This window comes from Proteiniclasticum ruminis DSM 24773, from assembly GCF_000701905.1.
Lineage (GTDB): Bacteria > Bacillota > Clostridia > Clostridiales > Clostridiaceae > Proteiniclasticum > Proteiniclasticum ruminis.
Genome location: NZ_JNKC01000001.1, coordinates 114,819 through 130,419 on the forward strand (window position 1 = coordinate 114,819; position 15,601 = coordinate 130,419).

The following is a 15,601-nucleotide window of genomic DNA, read 5'->3' on the forward strand; positions in this document are numbered from 1 at the left end:
ACATTCTATAAAACATACGTTGTATAGACATACACAATGAGGGCAACAAATAAGATAGAATCAAACCTGTCAAGTACTCCACCATGTCCAGGAATCAGCTTAGGATAATCCTTCTCCCCTGCATACCGTTTGATTGCAGATGCTGCCAAATCTCCAATTTGTCCAAAAAACGCACCAACAAGGCCGATGAATGCAAAATGAACAATATTTGCACCAGATTCTGCTGAAATAAAATATCCGAGAATCAAAGCTCCAATGGTTCCTCCAAGTAAACCGCCAACCGCTCCTTCCACAGTCTTTTTGGGGCTCACACGCTCATTGAGCTTATGTTTCCCAAACAGTCTTCCAGAATAGTAGGCCAAGGTATCACAACCCCATGAGATCACAAAAACAAGAGGAACATAGTACATTCCGTATTCTTTATCGCCCAGAAGCAAAAGAAAACTGAATAAAACCCCAGTGTACACAAATCCTGAGACAGTGATCCCAACATCTGTGATGTTTATCTTTTCATCAAAGACCATGTAGATAAATAAAAGCGCCGTCATAAGGGCCACTAGAACCCCCACATGTGCCAGCGGATCAGAAGCAAACAGCACCACCGCATAATAGGAGATCAGTGCACCGTATCCTATAAGGGATAACGGATGATGACCTTTCTTCCGGACTACATGAAAATATTCAAACAGTCCACGGAAAGACAGAAAAAGCACTGCTGCTTTTAAATACCATCCGCCCAAAAAAATCAGAAGTAGAAATGGAGCCAGAATCAGTGCTCCTATATATCGATTATTCACCCTTTACTCCCCCAAATCGGCGGTCTCGTTTCTGATAATCTGAAATTGCCTGTCTCAGATGTGCTTCAGTGAAATCCGGCCAAAAAATCTGATTGAACCATAGTTCGCTGTATGCGCCTTGATAGAGCAGAAAATTAGACAGCCTGAGTTCTCCACTGGGTCTTATGATCAGTTCCGGGTCTGGCTGTCCTTTTGTATACAAAAACTCTTTGAAAGACTCCTCTGAAAGGTCTTCCATAGAAAACTTGCGCTCTTCTACTGCTTGAACAAGTTCTCTGATACCATGAAGTATCTCTTCCCGTCCACCATAATTCAACGCAAGGTTCATCTGTACGCCTGTGTTGTTCTGCGTCATTTCCTTGGCTTCTTTCAGCGCCTCCTGAGCCTTTATGGGAAGTCTGTCCGTATTCCCCACATAGTTCACCACGACGTTGTTTTCATGAAGCTCTTTCAGCTCATTTTTCAGATATTCAATAAGAAGAGACATCAGGGCATTCACTTCATCTTTAGGCCGTTTCCAGTTTTCAGTGGAAAAAGCATAGAGGGTCAGGAACCTGACCCCTAAGCGATTGCATTCTTTTAGTATTCTTCTTATAGTCTCCACTCCCGCCTTATGACCCATGGTTCTTGGCAGATTTCTCTTCTTTGCCCACCTGCCATTGCCATCCATAATAATGCCAATATGCTTCGGGATTCTCTCCATATCCAGCACTGCTTCGGTCGCTTCCACTGGACCAGTCTTCTTAAAAATACTAAACATGTCTTACCTTCTTTCAAATGGAAACTATACAGTCATGATCTCTTTTTCTTTATTCTGCAGAATCTTGTCTACTTTCTTGATGAAATCATCCACTTTTTTCTGAACATCTTCTTCGCCCTTCTTCACTTCATCTTCAGAGACTTCTTTCTTCATTCCTTTGATCTTTTCAATGACATCTCTTCTAATAGATCTGATGGCAATCTTTGCCTCTTCGCCTTTTTTATGTACTACCTTTACCAGATTCTTTCTGGTTTCTTCTGTCAGTTCAGGCACGATGAGACGAATGACTGATCCATCATTATTCGGATTGATGTTCAGCTCGGACATATTGATGGCTTTTTCAATGGCTTTCAAGGCAGACTTTTCCCAAGGTGTGATCATAAGCACTCTTGGTTCTGGTGATGATACATTACCTACCTGGCTGATTGGAACCATGCTTCCATAATACTCCACTTCGATTCGGTCCAGCATGGTAGGATTGGCCCGTCCAGCTTTTAATGTGGCAAGTTCAGCCTCCAGATTGCTGATGGACTTTCCCATCTTTTCTTCCATGGTTTTCATTAAATCTTTAAACATAGTCGATCCTCCTATTATTTGTTATTCTGGTTATTCTTTACAGTCGATAATAGTACCATTGGCTTCACCCAGTATGGCTTTTAGAATATTTCCTTCTCCGTCAAGACCAAAGACTATGATTGGAATTTCATTGTCTTTGCACAGTGTAATTGCTGTAATATCCATGACTTTAAGATCTTTCTCAATTACATCACGGTAGGTTAATTTTTCAAATTTAACCGCTTCCGGATAAATGTTGGGATCCATATCATAAACTCCGTCCACTTTCTTCGCAAGAAGAATGCATTCTGCGTCAATTTCCGCCGCACGAAGTGCTGCTGCCGTGTCAGTTGTGAAATAAGGGTTTCCTGAACCAGCCGCAAAGATCACTACCCGGCCTTTTTCCAGATGCCTGACAGCACGCCTTCTGATAAAAGGCTCCGCAATCTCCCGCATTTCAATGGCAGACTGCACTCTAGTTTCAATGCCGAGGTCTTCTAATGAGTTTTGCAGTGCAAGTGCATTGATACAAGTGGCAAGCATTCCCATATTGTCTGCTGTCACTCGATCCATTCCACTTCCCTCACGCCCTCTCCAAATGTTTCCTGCGCCAATGACTGCCCCCACTTCAACGCCCATATCCACAAGAGCTTTGATTTCTTCGGCAATTCTTTTGGCTACAGCAAAATCTATGCCAAATCCATTTTTACCAGCCAATGATTCGCCAGACAGTTTCAGCATGACTCGTTTGTATTTCGGTTCACTCATAATAACCTCCGTATATTGCGTTATAGTACCATTCTAACAATTATTTCAAAAAAAGAGAACACCAAGGTGTTCTCTTTTTCGTTCTTTCGAATCCTTGTTTTGCTTTTTACTTGTTTTGTCCCATCTGAGCAGCTACTTCTGCAGCAAAATCTACTTCTTCTTTTTCGATTCCTTCGCCCTTCTCAAATCTCACAAACTTCACAAGCTTGATGTTTCCAAGCTTCTTGGACTCTTCCTTTACAAATGCCTCAATGGAGAGGTCAGGGTTCTTAACGAACATCTGATTCACAAGACAAACTTCCTTGAAGAACTTGTTGATTCTTCCATCAACCATCTTATCAACGATCTTTTCTGGCTTACCTTCGTTCAGTGCCTGTACCCGGTAGATTTCTCTTTCTCTTTCAATGGTATCTGCATCTACAGAGGAGTTGTCAAGGAACTGAGGATTCAGCGCAGCTACGTGCATTGCTACATCCTTAGCTACAGATGCAACTTCCTGTGAAGCATTTTCAGCGTCAACCTGAACCAGAACACCAATCTTTCCGCCCATATGGATGTAAGAGGATACCAGTCCTGCTGGAGCTTCCATCTTCTCATATCTTCTCAGGTTCATGTTTTCACCTAGCTTAGCGATAAGCGCAGTGATTGCATCCTGGATGGTAGCGTCGCCGTATGGAAGTGCTTTCACAGCTTCCAGACTGTCTACGTTGCTTTCAGCTACAGCTTTAGCAATATCATTAGCAAGAGCTACAAAAGCTTCATTTGCCGATACGAAGTCTGTTTCACAGTTCAGCTCTATAATAGAAGCATTCTTCAGATCATCGGATACATATGTTGCGATGACACCTTCAGCAGCTACTCTTCCAGACTTCTTCGCAGCGGAAGCAAGTCCCTTTTCTCTCAGGATATCAACAGCCTTTTCTAAATCTCCTTCAGCCTGGGTCAGAGCCTTCTTACAGTCCATCATACCAGCGCCGGTCTTATCTCTTAATTCTTTTACAGCTTGTGCACTAATCACAGTTTATTCCTCCTAAAAATTCATTTCAAATATTGGTCACTCTATAAGAAAAGGTAAATGGAAAACCACCTACCTTTCACTTTTTACTCTGCTATTTCTTCACCCTGTCTAGCTTCAAGAATGGCATCTCCCAGTCTAGCTGTAATCAGCTTAACCGCTCTGATGGCATCATCGTTTCCAGGAATGATGTAATCAATTTCGTCTGGATCGCAGTTTGTATCAACGATAGCAACGATTGGAATATTCAGTGCTTTTGCTTCTGCAATTGCAATTCTTTCTTTTCTTGGGTCAACAATGAAGATTGCTCCAATGTTGTTTACATCAAGATTCTTGATACCGCCAAGGTTCTTTTCGAGTTTTTCAAGCTCATTCATAAGAGCTGCTACTTCCTTCTTTGGAAGAACTTCAAAAGTACCATCTTCCTGCATAACGCGGATTTCTTCCATTCTAGCAATTCTCTTCTTGATGGTGCCGAAGTTTGTCAGCATACCGCCAAGCCATCTGTTGTTTACAAAGTGCATGTTTGCTCTCAGCGCTTCTTCCTGAATTGCTTCCTGAGCCTGCTTCTTTGTACCAACGAAAAGAATGTCCTTACCTTCAGCTGCGACTTCTCTAACGAAATCATAAGCTACGTCGATAAGCTTCACAGTCTTCTGAAGATCGATGATATAGATCCCGTTTCTCTCTGTGAAAATGTATGGAGCCATCTTAGGGTTCCATCTTCTGGTCTGGTGACCAAAGTGAACACCAGCTTCTAAAAGCTGTTTCATTGAAATTACTGCCATTTTTTTTACCTCCTGGTTTTTAACCTTCCATCCACTTCATTTCTCAGAGAAACCCTTTCAGGCAACCTCTCTGAAATCAGTGAATGTGATTATTTTTATCCTAAAGTAGTATACCATAAGCTTCCTTCAGAAGCAACAAAAACCAGTTTGAAACTGGTTTTTATCTAAAATTCAATTTTTCTTCGTTAGACCAACAGGATTATTTACGGATATCCAGTTTTTCCAGAAGTTTATCATTCAGAATTGTGATTCTGGTCCCCTTCATTCCTAGGGATCTGGATTTAATTACACCAGCACTTTCCAGCTTTCTCAGCGCATTGACAATAACAGACCTGGTGATTCCGACTTTATCAGCAATTCTAGATGCAACAAGAAGTCCCTCATCTCCATCCAGTTCTCTGAAAATATGGTTCACGGCTTCCTTCTCACTGTAGGAGAGCGTCTGAATCGCCAAATCCACCACATCATTCTTTCTCTGGTCTTCTTCACTTTCCAGCTGTTTCGATCTGAGGATCTCAAGACCGATGATTGTTGCAGAATACTCAGCAAGAACGATATCCTCGTCTGTATATTCCCCTTCAAGAGATACAAGAATCAGTGTACCTAACCGCTCGCGATTTCCGTTTATAGGCACGATGGTCGTAATCTTATCCTTGCCTTCATATTCCTTCTCAATGTTCAGCACATACCGTTCATCTGCACTGAGATTCACTAATGTTTCACCAATCTTGAGAAGTGTATCATTATAATCGTCGCTGTATTTCATCTCTTCCAATACAGATGAATACTCATCTTTTGTTGTGAATGGATATGTGAACTTATGACCTAAGATCTTACCTCTTCGGCTGACCACATACACATCGGAATGGAGCTCCTCGCTTAAGATTTCGCAAATATCATCAAAAACAACAGGTTCAGTTCCTGATTTTTGAAGGATCTTATTGAGTTTTCTTGTCTTATTTAATAATGACATCGTTATCCCCCTTACTCCTATGCTAATATTGTGAATATTTTGAATTGTTACCGGTCCATCAAGATGATATCATAAATTAAAGGATTATTCAATAATTTTGCACAATTCAAAATCCTTTTTTCTTGAGACAAACATTTATAAAAATGATTATTTTTTCGACTTCTTGATGAATATATAATAATTTCCAATGAAGACTCTTCATGAGTATCTGATTAATTTAGGATACAAAATCAAAGTTTCTCGAAACTATGATGATTTTCCTACGAGACAATGAATTAAATAAATATTTCTGTAAAACCGATGAATTGTATTCTCAAATAAATTTACAAATTTTCAAAAAACAAAGACTTATAAAGTATATACTCTTTCCAAACCGAAAGCAATAAGAAAAGGAAAAGGTGCTCTCATGCATCTTTTCCCTTTTCCTTCATTTTGGGCGAAGACTTCATTATTCTTCTTCGCTTGCTTTTTCCACTTTTTTCTTATAACCGCATCCCTCTGTCGCACAATCCAAATAGGTTCCGTCTTTCTTGGAATACTTTTTGTAAAGTAGACCATTACACTGCGGACACGATTCTTTCACTGGTTCATACCAGCTGACATAATTACATTCGGGATATCTGGAACAGCCAAAAAACTTCTTTCCTTTTCTGGATTTTCTCTGGAGAACATCTCCTTCATGGCAGGTGGGACATTTAACATCCAGCTTCTCCACAATGGCTTTCGTGTTTTTACAGTCCGGATAACCGGAACACGCCAGGAATTTCCCAAATCTTCCATTCTTTATGACAAAATGTTTGCCACACTTGTCACAGAGTTCGTCAGAAATCTCATCTTCAATGGTAATTTTGGAGACGGTACTCTCTGCGTGATCAATATCTTTTTTCAGTGGAGCATAGAAACTTCCAACAACTTCTTTCCATGTCTCCTTGCCCTCTTCAATCAGGTCCAATCTGGACTCCATATCTGCGGTGAACTCCACATCCACAATATCTTTAAAATAGGAGCTCATGAGATCATTGACGATCTTTCCCAGATCTGTAGGAAGCAGACTCTTTTTGTCTCTTTCCACATAAAGTCTGTTCAGAAGAGTCGAAATAGTTGGTGCATATGTGGAAGGACGGCCTATACCAAGCTCTTCCAATGTCTTAACAAAACTGGCTTCCGTATATCTTGCCGGAGGCTGCGTAAAGTGCTGATTGAGCTTTATTTCCCTGCTGTCGAGAACTTCATTCTCATCTAGCTCTGGTATTGCGGTATTCTCCTCCTCCTCCTCACTCTGGTAATCATAAAGCTTCATAAATCCATCAAAGGCTACGGAAGAACCACTGGCTCTGAACTTATAATCACCGTTAAGGACTTCCAGCGATATGGTATTCAACTTACAGCTGGCCATCTGACTGGCTACAAATCTTTCCCAAATGAGCTTATAAAGCTTGTACTCCTCTGATTTCAGACTGTCTTTCACTAGTTCTGGTGTGAGCTGCACATTGGAAGGTCTGATGGCTTCATGAGCATCCTGTGCATTCTTTTTTCCTTTATACACCCTTGGTGTGCTGGGATAATAGCTCTTTCCAAAATTCGTTTCAATGAACTCTTTTGCTGCAGTCTGGGCTTCATCCGATACTCTGGTGGAATCTGTTCTCATATAGGTGATGAGACCAACCGAACCATGCCCCTTCACTTCCATACCTTCATAAAGCTTCTGAGCAATACTCATGGTCCTTCGGGTTTGATAATTCAGTCTTTTAGATGCTTCCTGCTGCAGGGTTGATGTGATAAAAGGCGCCAGTGGATTCTTTAGTTTGGTGCTCTTCTTTATGCTGGAAACCACAAAAGAACCGCTCTTCAGATCCTTTTCAATCTTCTGTGCCTCTTTCTCCGTTTCGATTTCAACTTTCTTGTTCTTATACTGTGCGAGTTTTGTGCGGATGGTCTTCTTTCCTTTTAACAGGTCCGCCTCAATACTCCAATATTCTTTGGAAACAAACTTCTCAATTTCTTTCTCTCTGTCACAGATGAGTTTAAGTGCAACGGACTGGACTCGTCCTGCACTAAGTCCCCATTTGACATTTCTCCACAGAATAGGACTGATTTCATAACCAACGAGCCTATCCACAACACGTCTCGCCTGTTGGGCATCAAACACTTTCTGGTTAATGGGTCTCGCATTCTTGATGGATTTCTTGACCGCATCCTTCGTGATCTCATTGAATTCAATACGGATGTTCTCTTCTGGATTGAGCTTCAGTATTTGAGCAAGATGGAAACTTATGGCTTCTCCTTCACGGTCAGGGTCAGTTGCCAGATAAACTTTGTCTGCTTTTTTAGCCTCTTTTCTGAGTTTAGCAAGCAGATCTCCCTTGCCCCTGATGGTGATGTATTTAGGCTCAAAATTATCCTCCACATTTACGCCAAGCTGGCTTTTTGGCAGATCCCGAATATGCCCCATGGATGCTTCCACAGTATATCCCGCTCCCAAATACTTTTTGATGGTTTTTGCTTTAGCTGGTGATTCAACGATTACTAATTTCTGACTCATACATTCTCCCTTAAAGGTATATTCATACACTATATTAATGGAATATCTAAATTCTCGATTCATATTCCAGTTATTCACCTTACTGGTGAACTTTGTGAATTAATTCCATATTCTATACCATGAAATTTGAAATGTCAAAAGAATATTTATCTGAACAGCATGAATACCTTAGCAAAAACACGTACAAACCTCATTTCCCCCTCTAGATTTCTTCAAATCACTCCGTCCCTTTATGGCGTTTTCTGAAATCCTCAGAAAAATCCCTACTATTATATAGTATGCCGGCTCCCAGTTCTATGAGGTGATTACATCCCTGCCCCCAAGGAGATTCTGCTTGGTGGGGTACAGCATGAACCTCTCTGTTGATCTCCACACCGTAGGTCGCTGTATGCAAGGAACCGCTTTTCATAGATGCTTCAGTGACAACAATATCTTCTGATAAAGCAGCAATGATTCTGTTTCTCATGGGAAATGTCCATTTTTCAGGTTTGAACCCGCGAGGATACTCAGACAACAGAAGTCCACTGGTTGAAATACTCTTGAAAAGTTCCGCATTTTCTTTTGGGTAGTCAATCCCAAGGCCGCATCCCAGCACACAAATGGTGGTGTTTCCATCTTGAAGAGCAGTCCTGTGGGCTGCTGTATCAACCCCTCTGGCTCCACCACTGATTATGGTGATGTTGTAAAGAGAAAGCTCTCTTACGATGTTCTTCGTTATTTTCAGTCCATATGCAGAAGGAGCCCTTGAGCCTACAACAGCTACAGCAGCTTCTTTCAGCAGCTTTTTTTCCCCTCGATAATAGAGTAGTAAAGGAGGATTTGATAAATCATACAGCTTCTCTGGATAATCCTCATCTCCGATGAGGAGAAAAGGCTCAGCTCCAGTACGTATATTCCCCGGAGAAACCGTATCCCCAAACATCATTTTCCTTTTCTCCGTATAGGTACCGAAGGAGAATGCCGCAAAGAGCCGCTGCTTTCTGGACAGCGACATATAAAGCTCACGTTCCATAATAAAACCTCCACATAAATATAGTATCAAGTACTACTATTATCGGGGAGGTTTGTAGTTCTATTCAGTTTACTGCTGTTCTGTCATTTCAGGATATTCGAAAGAAAAGAAATCCTGTGTATAGGGGTTGCTCCCTTCTCCTGCAAAGCATCCAGATGATCTTTGCTGCCATAGCCTGCATTATGATCAAATCCGTATTGCGGATAATATAACGCATAGTTTTCCATCAGCCTGTCCCGGTGCACCTTGGCAATGATGGATGCACAAGCGATAGAGGCACTGATTGTGTCCCCTTTCACCAGTGCAATGTTTTGCCCCTGATAGTCTTTGATCTTATATCCATCAGAAAGAACCAGCTCCGGTACCACAGAAAGGGTACGAACCGCTCCACGAAACACTTCATGATTGCAATACGAAATCCCAAGGCGGTCAATATCAAGATTGCTCATTTCATAGATGCTGTAAGATACCGCTTTTTCTTTAATAATTTCCGCAAGAATCTCCCGGTTCTTCTTTGATATTTTTTTCGAGTCATCGATCCCTAAAATCATTTCCGTAAATGTATCATCCATGGGCAGAATCACCGCTGCGCCCACGATAGGCCCTGCCAAGGGTCCTCTTCCCACTTCATCCACTCCGCAGACAATTTTACCATAGGAAAGATCGTGCTGATATAAAGCTTTTACACGCAGTCTCTCTCTCTCTTCTGCTTCCTTGGACTTTTTCAGACTGAGTCCTATCCCTTGAACTGCTTTCCGATGGTCTTCAAGAAGAGCAGCTATCCATTCTTCTCTATTTTCCAGAACCAGTTCTGAGTGTTCTTTCACGTACTTTCTGATGGCTGCTGCGCTCTCACTTAATATCTCCGGTTTATTCATGCTCTGGCCACTCCAACGAGATTTTTCCTAGCTTGCCGCTTCTGAATTCATCCAGGAGCATCACTGCTACTCTTGTATAATCAATTTCGCCGCCTTTAATGATAGAGCCTCTTATTCTCGCAATCTTCTCCAGATTCTCTAGAGGCTCTTCACTAAGACTCTCCAGTCCATAACGATCCATAAGCCTCTTCCCATAGTGATTCGAAAGCTTTTCCACCAGTCTCAAGGCGAGGGTTTCGATATCCATGATCTCATCTTTAATCGCTCCTGTAAAAGCCAGATTAAGAGATGTTTCTTCCTCAAATTTAGGCCATAGAATTCCAGGTGTATCCAGAAGTTCGATACCATCCTTGGTCTTGATCCACTGTTTGTTCTTCGTTACTCCAGGCCTATCCCCAACCTTTGCGATGGCGTTTTTCGCCATGCGGTTGATGAAGGAGCTCTTTCCTACATTAGGAATCCCGACCACCATCACTCTGATGTGATAGTTCACAATCCCACGTTCCCGGCTTCTCTCCAGCTTTTCTTTCAGAAGCTCATTCAGTGCTGGTTTGATATTATTCAACCCTTTTCCTGTGAGAGAATTGACCTCCAGCACCATCGTTGTGGTATTTTCAAGCTCCTTTTTCCATTTCCTCGTAACCTGGTCTTCAGCCATATCCGATTTATTGAGCAGTATAATCCTGGGCTTTCCTTCCACGAGTTTTTCTATTTCCGGATTGGTGGATGATGAAACAATTCGCGCATCACGAATCTCTATTACTGCATCCACAAGCTTCAGATTAGCAGAAATTTCCCGGCGGGTTTTCACCATATGTCCGGGGAACCAATTGATTTTTTTCATGTCCATAAAGATCACTTCCTTTACTGGAGATGGAACCAGTATCTTGCAACCCGGTTCTCTCCGTCTTCCATTATGTTTTCAAAGATTCCACCGCACTTTTCTATGGTCTTTTCTGATGCGGTATTTCCTACAGTACAAGTGACTAGAATCTTCTTAAGTCCCTTTAACTTTGCATAGCGTAGAGTTTTTTCAAGCATATATGTGGCATATCCATTTTTTCTCTCTTCTGGATGAACGCCATAACCGATCTGCCCCCCAACAGCAAGCAGATAAGCATTCAAAGAATGTCTCAATGTACAGGCACCAACGATGGTGTCACCGCTAAACAAAAACCATACTTCTTGAGTGACAAAGGGTTCTTCCGCTACGGTTTCAAGATCTCTTGTATTCTTCAGCCAATCTCCGAAAGACAAAGACCCGAGTTTCGCCGCATGAGGGACAAGATTAAGACCTCTCTCTTTCCATGCATCATTATATCTCAGAATCTCTTCCATCATGGTCTCATCAGGTTTTAACAGCCGCAGCATGAGCTTCCCTCCAGATACATTTACTTCTATTATATGCGATTTTCTTCTTATTTCTTCCTATAAAAACAAAAAAGAGACTAAAAGCCTCTTTTTTATCATCTTATCTAGCGTTTTTAACCTTTGCAGCCTTACCAACTCTGTCTCTTAGGTAGAACAGCTTAGCTCTTCTTACTCTACCCTTTCTGACAACTTCAAGCTTGTCTACAGATGGTGAATTTACAGGGAAAGTTCTTTCTACGCCAACACCATAAGCAAGTCTTCTCACTGTGAAAGTCTCACGTACTCCACCGTTCTGAACCTTGATTACTGCGCCTTCGAATACCTGGATTCTTTCCTTGTCGCCTTCCTTGATTCTAACGTGGACCTTAACGGTGTCTCCTACGTTAAACTTAGGTAGTGCAGTCTCTCTCAACTGCTCTGCTTCAATCGCTCTGATTAATTCATTCATGTGCATTCCCTCCTAATGATAAATTGACGTTCATACAGAAGCATTTCTTCCCAGTGGAACGCCCGTACTAGCACAAACTATATATTACCACAAACAGCAATACCGTTACAAGTAAAAAAACATTATTTTTCCTGATCTTTAGTGAATTTTTTCATGATTTTCAAGTCATCTTTAGACAACTGATGTTTCGCATAAAGATCAGGTCTTCTTTCTTTTGTAATCATCAGCATCTGGTATCTTCTCCACTGCCTGATGTTCTCATGATGCCCCGAAAGAAGGATATCAGGAACCCGCTGGCCTTCATACACCTCAGGTCGTGTATACTGTGGATACTCCAGAAGGTTCTCAGAAAAACTTTCTTCCACAGAACTTTCATCTCTGCCAAGAACACCTTCCCGAAGTCTCAAAATGCTGTCAATGATGGGAATAGCTGCCATCTCTCCACCGGTGAGAATAAAATCCCCCAGAGAGATTTCCTCATCGATGTCCTCATACAGCCTCTCATCAATTCCTTCATAATGACCACAAAGAAAAATAAGCTGATCCTCTTTAGCCAGACGCCTTGCTGTATTCTGGTCAAAAGTCTTTCCCTTGGGTCCAAGAAAAATCACAGGTCCACCATTGGCCTTTTTTATTTCTTTCAGCGCATCTCGGATGGGCTGTACACCCATCACAAGACCACTTCCCCCACCATAAGGGTAATCATCCACTTTCCTGTGCTTATCTTTTGAATACTCTCTGATGTTCACAGGATTTATTTCAAAAAGGCCCTTTTCTTTGGCACGTCCAATGATGCTTTCATTGAAGAGAGAAAACATTTCAGGGAACAACGTCAGAATATCAATCTTCATCGGACCATACCCTGATCGGCTTAATGATAATCTTCTCAGCTTCCACGTCTACAGAAAGAACCACATCCCTTATAGCTGGAATGAGCAGCTCCTTGGGCTTCTTGATCCAATACACATCATTGGCTCCAGTCTGGATCACTTCAGCTACTTTGCCCAGTTCCAGCCCCTCTTCATCATATACGGTGCAGTCTTTAAGGTCCTCAATGAAATAGGCATCTTCTTCAAGCCTGACAGCTTCCTCACGAGGAACAACTAGAAGCTTCTTCCGCAGCTTCTCAGCATCCTCCACACTGTCTACACCTTCCAGTCTTAGAATCGCACGGTCATGACCCACAGTCACATATGAAATCTTGACTTCCTGTCCATCAATAAATACTCTCTTTAATTTTTTAAAACGCTGAATGTCATCTGTTAGAGGAAATACTTTGACTTCACCCTTGATGCCATGCGGCTTTGTGATTTCTCCTATGGTTAGAAACTTCTTCATAGACACCTCATTTTGATTGCATGAAATATGCAGAAATAGTGCAAAAGCCTACTTATTTCTAAGCAGGCTAAAAAGCAATAGCTTTTATACTATTTCTACATGAACTTTTTTATTTTCCTTCATAGAAGCCGCTTTCACGACAGTTCGGATGGCTTTGGCAATTTTACCCTGCTTGCCGATAACCTTCCCCATATCCTCTGGATGGACACGGAGTTCCATGGTAAGCGCACCATCTTTCTCCACTTCTGTGACGGAAACTTCTTCGGGGTGATTCACTAATTCCTTAGCGATGAACAGAACTAAATCTTTCACGTCATTCCCTCCGATTACTTCTTGATTCCAGCCTTGTCAAATAGTTTAGCTACAACATCTGTAGGTTGTGCACCCTTGTTTAACCATTCTGTTGCCTTTTCAGCATCAATCTTGATTTCCTTTGGTACACTTACTGGATTGTAGAAACCGATCTCCTCGATGAACTTACCATCTCTTGGGCTCTTGGAATCTGCAACTACCAGTCTGTAGAAAGGAGCCTTCTTGCTTCCCATTCTTCTTAATCTAATCTTTACTGCCATTATATATTCACCTCCAAATTTTATGGTTGTTAAAAGGGTAATTTACCAAAAAGACCTTTTTTGCCGCCTTTTTGCATACCGCCCATTTGTTTCATCATTTTCTTCATATTGTCGAAGCCTTTGATGACTTTATTGACATCTTGTATAGTTACGCCTGCACCTTTAGCGATACGCTTCTTCCGGGATGCATGCTCCAGAAGTTTAGGATTACGTCTTTCTTTCTGAGTCATGGATTGAATGATGCTTTTTGTTTTCAGCATTTCTTTCTCTCCGTCCTCCAGATTGACCCCCTTCATTTCCTTGCTGTTCATTCCAGGAAGCATTTCCATGATTTTATTTAAAGGTCCAAGTTTTTGCATTTGCTCAAAGGCTTTGAGATAATCTTCATAATTGAATTCCTTACTCATCATCTTCGAACCAAGTTCCCTAGCCTCTTTTTCATCAATGGAGGACTGAGCCTGCTCAATAAGAGTCAGGACATCACCCATGCCGAGGATACGGCTTGCCATACGTTCCGGATGGAACACTTCCAAATCGCTCATTTTTTCGCCGATACCGGAGAACTTAATCGGTTTTCCAGTCACTTCCCGGATGGAAAGAGCTGCACCGCCTCGTGTATCACCATCAAGCTTAGTCAGGATCACACCTGTGAGATTCAGCGCATCATCAAAACTCTGCGCTACATTCACAGCATCCTGTCCAGTCATGGCATCCACAACAAGGAGCGTCTCCATTGGTCTCACAGCGGTTTTAATGCCTTTCAGCTCATCCATGAGCGTCTCATCGATATGCAGTCGGCCCGCAGTATCTATGAGCACCACATCACAGCCTTCTTTACGGGCATATTCCATGGACGCTTTGGCAATGTCCACAGGGCTTACTTTATCGCCCATGGCAAATACCGGGATATCAATTTGTTTTCCTACAATCTGCAGCTGTTTGATGGCCGCAGGCCTGTAGATATCTGCTGCTACAAGAAGTGGCTTTCTGTTCCTCTTTCGAAGATGAAGTGCAAGTTTTCCTGCCATTGTGGTTTTACCTGCACCCTGGAGTCCAACCAGCATGAATGCTGTGATGGATGAGTCAAAACTAAGTTTCGCCTCACTGCCTCCCATAAGCGCGGTCAGTTCCTCGTTGACAATTTTGACAACCTGCTGTCCTGGTGTGAGACTCTCAAGAACCTCTGAACCAGTAGCCTTTTCACTGACATTCTTCACAAAGGTTTTTACAACCTTGAAGTTTACGTCCGCTTCCAGAAGGGCTAGCCTTACTTCTCTCATGGCTTCTTTGATGTCATTTTCTGTCAGCTTACCTTTTCCACGAAGCTTTTTGAACGCTTCCTGGAGCCTATCCGCTAAACTGTCGAAGGCCATGTAATTCCCTCCTTATAACTCCACAAGGAGTTTCTCAATTTCACTGCAATAACAATTCTTCTCATTTAAAAGTGTTCTCAGCTGGTCTTTGACTTCCTCATCTTTTATAGAATTGGCTAGAAGATTAAGCTTCTCTTCATAGTCTGTCAAAGTTCTGTAACACCTTTTGATCAGGTCATGTATCGCTTGTCTGCTGGTATTCTGATTTTCCGCAATCTCTGACAATGACAAATCCATATTATAGTATTGATCTAAAATAAGTCTTTGTTTTTCCGTCAGAAGCTTCCCATAAAAATCCATCAACAAGGATATTTCAATACGATCGTCCATAACCTCACCTACCACATGCATTAGTTTACCGAAAAAGATTTTAGCTGTCAAGTACTTTTACTTAACAGCCAGAAATTTATT

Annotated in this window: 19 protein-coding genes; all 19 read right to left on the reverse strand. The window is 41.9% G+C overall.

The window, feature by feature from the left end; genetic code table 11:
* Positions 1-5: 5 nt before the first annotated feature.
* The 19 genes from T487_RS0100565 to T487_RS0100655 all read right to left on the reverse strand — a co-directional run bounded on the left by T487_RS0100565 (position 6) and on the right by T487_RS0100655 (position 15,520).
* Positions 6-797 (reverse strand): phosphatidate cytidylyltransferase, encoded by a 792-nt coding sequence (locus T487_RS0100565; protein WP_031572717.1) that lies wholly within the window; start codon positions 795-797, stop codon positions 6-8.
* Positions 790-1,557 (reverse strand): isoprenyl transferase, encoded by a 768-nt coding sequence (locus tag T487_RS0100570; RefSeq protein WP_031572720.1) that lies wholly within the window; start codon positions 1,555-1,557, stop codon positions 790-792. Before T487_RS0100570 ends, T487_RS0100565 begins: the two co-directional genes overlap by 8 nt.
* Positions 1,558-1,581: 24 nt before the next feature.
* Entirely contained in the window at positions 1,582-2,133 is a 552-nt protein-coding gene (gene frr, locus T487_RS0100575; RefSeq protein WP_031572724.1) for a ribosome recycling factor, read from the reverse strand.
* A gap of 30 nt (positions 2,134-2,163) precedes the next feature.
* The gene (gene pyrH, locus T487_RS0100580) at positions 2,164-2,880 is read right to left on the reverse strand and encodes a UMP kinase (protein WP_031572727.1); all 717 of its coding nucleotides are present in this window, start codon (positions 2,878-2,880) and stop codon (positions 2,164-2,166) included.
* Between the two features lie 106 nt (positions 2,881-2,986).
* Positions 2,987-3,898 carry a translation elongation factor Ts gene (gene tsf, locus T487_RS0100585; protein ID WP_031572730.1) on the reverse strand — a complete coding sequence of 304 codons (912 nt, stop codon included), beginning with the start codon at positions 3,896-3,898 and terminating at the stop codon, positions 2,987-2,989.
* An 83-nt stretch (positions 3,899-3,981) separates the two neighbouring features.
* Positions 3,982-4,683 carry a 30S ribosomal protein S2 gene (gene rpsB / locus T487_RS0100590; protein WP_031572733.1) on the reverse strand — a complete coding sequence of 234 codons (702 nt, stop codon included), beginning with the start codon at positions 4,681-4,683 and terminating at the stop codon, positions 3,982-3,984.
* Between the two features lie 199 nt (positions 4,684-4,882).
* Positions 4,883-5,656: a GTP-sensing pleiotropic transcriptional regulator CodY gene (gene codY / locus T487_RS0100595; RefSeq protein ID WP_031572736.1), complete on the reverse strand. Its 774-nt coding sequence runs from the start codon at positions 5,654-5,656 to the stop codon at positions 4,883-4,885.
* Positions 5,657-6,104: 448 nt separating this feature from the next.
* Entirely contained in the window at positions 6,105-8,198 is a 2,094-nt protein-coding gene (gene topA / locus T487_RS0100600; RefSeq protein WP_031572738.1) for a type I DNA topoisomerase, read from the reverse strand.
* 217 nt (positions 8,199-8,415) lie between these two features.
* Positions 8,416-9,210, reverse strand: a complete 795-nt coding sequence (dprA, locus tag T487_RS0100605) for a DNA-processing protein DprA (protein ID WP_051651408.1) — start codon at positions 9,208-9,210, stop codon at positions 8,416-8,418.
* An 83-nt stretch (positions 9,211-9,293) separates the two neighbouring features.
* Positions 9,294-10,088, reverse strand: coding sequence for a ribonuclease HII (locus tag T487_RS0100610; RefSeq protein ID WP_051651409.1), 795 nt, complete (start codon positions 10,086-10,088; stop codon positions 9,294-9,296).
* Positions 10,081-10,932 (reverse strand): ribosome biogenesis GTPase YlqF, encoded by an 852-nt coding sequence (gene ylqF / locus T487_RS0100615; RefSeq protein ID WP_031572741.1) that lies wholly within the window; start codon positions 10,930-10,932, stop codon positions 10,081-10,083. Before ylqF ends, T487_RS0100610 begins: the two co-directional genes overlap by 8 nt.
* 20 nt (positions 10,933-10,952) lie before the next feature.
* Entirely contained in the window at positions 10,953-11,459 is a 507-nt protein-coding gene (locus T487_RS0100620) for a GNAT family N-acetyltransferase (RefSeq protein ID WP_051651410.1), read from the reverse strand.
* 100 nt (positions 11,460-11,559) lie between these two features.
* Positions 11,560-11,907 (reverse strand): 50S ribosomal protein L19, encoded by a 348-nt coding sequence (gene rplS, locus T487_RS0100625; RefSeq protein WP_031572746.1) that lies wholly within the window; start codon positions 11,905-11,907, stop codon positions 11,560-11,562.
* 122 nt (positions 11,908-12,029) lie between these two features.
* Positions 12,030-12,758: a tRNA (guanosine(37)-N1)-methyltransferase TrmD gene (gene trmD / locus T487_RS0100630; RefSeq protein WP_031572750.1), complete on the reverse strand. Its 729-nt coding sequence runs from the start codon at positions 12,756-12,758 to the stop codon at positions 12,030-12,032.
* Entirely contained in the window at positions 12,748-13,245 is a 498-nt protein-coding gene (gene rimM / locus T487_RS0100635; protein ID WP_031572752.1) for a ribosome maturation factor RimM, read from the reverse strand. Before rimM ends, trmD begins: the two co-directional genes overlap by 11 nt.
* Before the next feature lie 84 nt (positions 13,246-13,329).
* A complete protein-coding gene (locus tag T487_RS0100640) occupies positions 13,330-13,557 on the reverse strand; it encodes a KH domain-containing protein (RefSeq protein ID WP_031572755.1) in 228 nt (75 codons plus the stop codon).
* 14 nt (positions 13,558-13,571) lie between these two features.
* Positions 13,572-13,817 carry a 30S ribosomal protein S16 gene (gene rpsP, locus T487_RS0100645; RefSeq protein ID WP_031572758.1) on the reverse strand — a complete coding sequence of 82 codons (246 nt, stop codon included), beginning with the start codon at positions 13,815-13,817 and terminating at the stop codon, positions 13,572-13,574.
* Positions 13,818-13,846: 29 nt separating this feature from the next.
* Positions 13,847-15,190 (reverse strand): signal recognition particle protein, encoded by a 1,344-nt coding sequence (ffh, locus tag T487_RS0100650; RefSeq protein WP_031572760.1) that lies wholly within the window; start codon positions 15,188-15,190, stop codon positions 13,847-13,849.
* A gap of 12 nt (positions 15,191-15,202) precedes the next feature.
* Positions 15,203-15,520 (reverse strand): putative DNA-binding protein, encoded by a 318-nt coding sequence (locus T487_RS0100655; protein ID WP_031572763.1) that lies wholly within the window; start codon positions 15,518-15,520, stop codon positions 15,203-15,205.
* Positions 15,521-15,601 lie beyond the last annotated feature (81 nt).

What these genes read in the sequence shown, in the direction of transcription:
- T487_RS0100570 (WP_031572720.1), bottom strand. Translation starts at nt 1,557, where the DNA reads ATGTTTAGTATTTTTAAGAAGACTGGTCCAGTGGAAGCGACCGAAGCA.
- frr (WP_031572724.1), bottom strand. Translation starts at nt 2,133, where the DNA reads ATGTTTAAAGATTTAATGAAAACCATGGAAGAAAAGATGGGAAAGTCC.
- pyrH (WP_031572727.1), bottom strand. Translation starts at nt 2,880, where the DNA reads ATGAGTGAACCGAAATACAAACGAGTCATGCTGAAACTGTCTGGCGAA.
- rpsB (WP_031572733.1), bottom strand. Translation starts at nt 4,683, where the DNA reads ATGGCAGTAATTTCAATGAAACAGCTTTTAGAAGCTGGTGTTCACTTT.
- codY (WP_031572736.1), bottom strand. Translation starts at nt 5,656, where the DNA reads ATGTCATTATTAAATAAGACAAGAAAACTCAATAAGATCCTTCAAAAA.
- topA (WP_031572738.1), bottom strand. Translation starts at nt 8,198, where the DNA reads ATGAGTCAGAAATTAGTAATCGTTGAATCACCAGCTAAAGCAAAAACC.
- dprA (WP_051651408.1), bottom strand. Translation starts at nt 9,210, where the DNA reads ATGGAACGTGAGCTTTATATGTCGCTGTCCAGAAAGCAGCGGCTCTTT.
- T487_RS0100610 (WP_051651409.1), bottom strand. Translation starts at nt 10,088, where the DNA reads ATGAATAAACCGGAGATATTAAGTGAGAGCGCAGCAGCCATCAGAAAG.
- ylqF (WP_031572741.1), bottom strand. Translation starts at nt 10,932, where the DNA reads ATGAAAAAAATCAATTGGTTCCCCGGACATATGGTGAAAACCCGCCGG.
- T487_RS0100620 (WP_051651410.1), bottom strand. Translation starts at nt 11,459, where the DNA reads ATGCTGCGGCTGTTAAAACCTGATGAGACCATGATGGAAGAGATTCTG.
- rplS (WP_031572746.1), bottom strand. Translation starts at nt 11,907, where the DNA reads ATGAATGAATTAATCAGAGCGATTGAAGCAGAGCAGTTGAGAGAGACT.
- trmD (WP_031572750.1), bottom strand. Translation starts at nt 12,758, where the DNA reads ATGAAGATTGATATTCTGACGTTGTTCCCTGAAATGTTTTCTCTCTTC.
- rimM (WP_031572752.1), bottom strand. Translation starts at nt 13,245, where the DNA reads ATGAAGAAGTTTCTAACCATAGGAGAAATCACAAAGCCGCATGGCATC.
- rpsP (WP_031572758.1), bottom strand. Translation starts at nt 13,817, where the DNA reads ATGGCAGTAAAGATTAGATTAAGAAGAATGGGAAGCAAGAAGGCTCCT.
- ffh (WP_031572760.1), bottom strand. Translation starts at nt 15,190, where the DNA reads ATGGCCTTCGACAGTTTAGCGGATAGGCTCCAGGAAGCGTTCAAAAAG.
- T487_RS0100655 (WP_031572763.1), bottom strand. Translation starts at nt 15,520, where the DNA reads ATGGACGATCGTATTGAAATATCCTTGTTGATGGATTTTTATGGGAAG.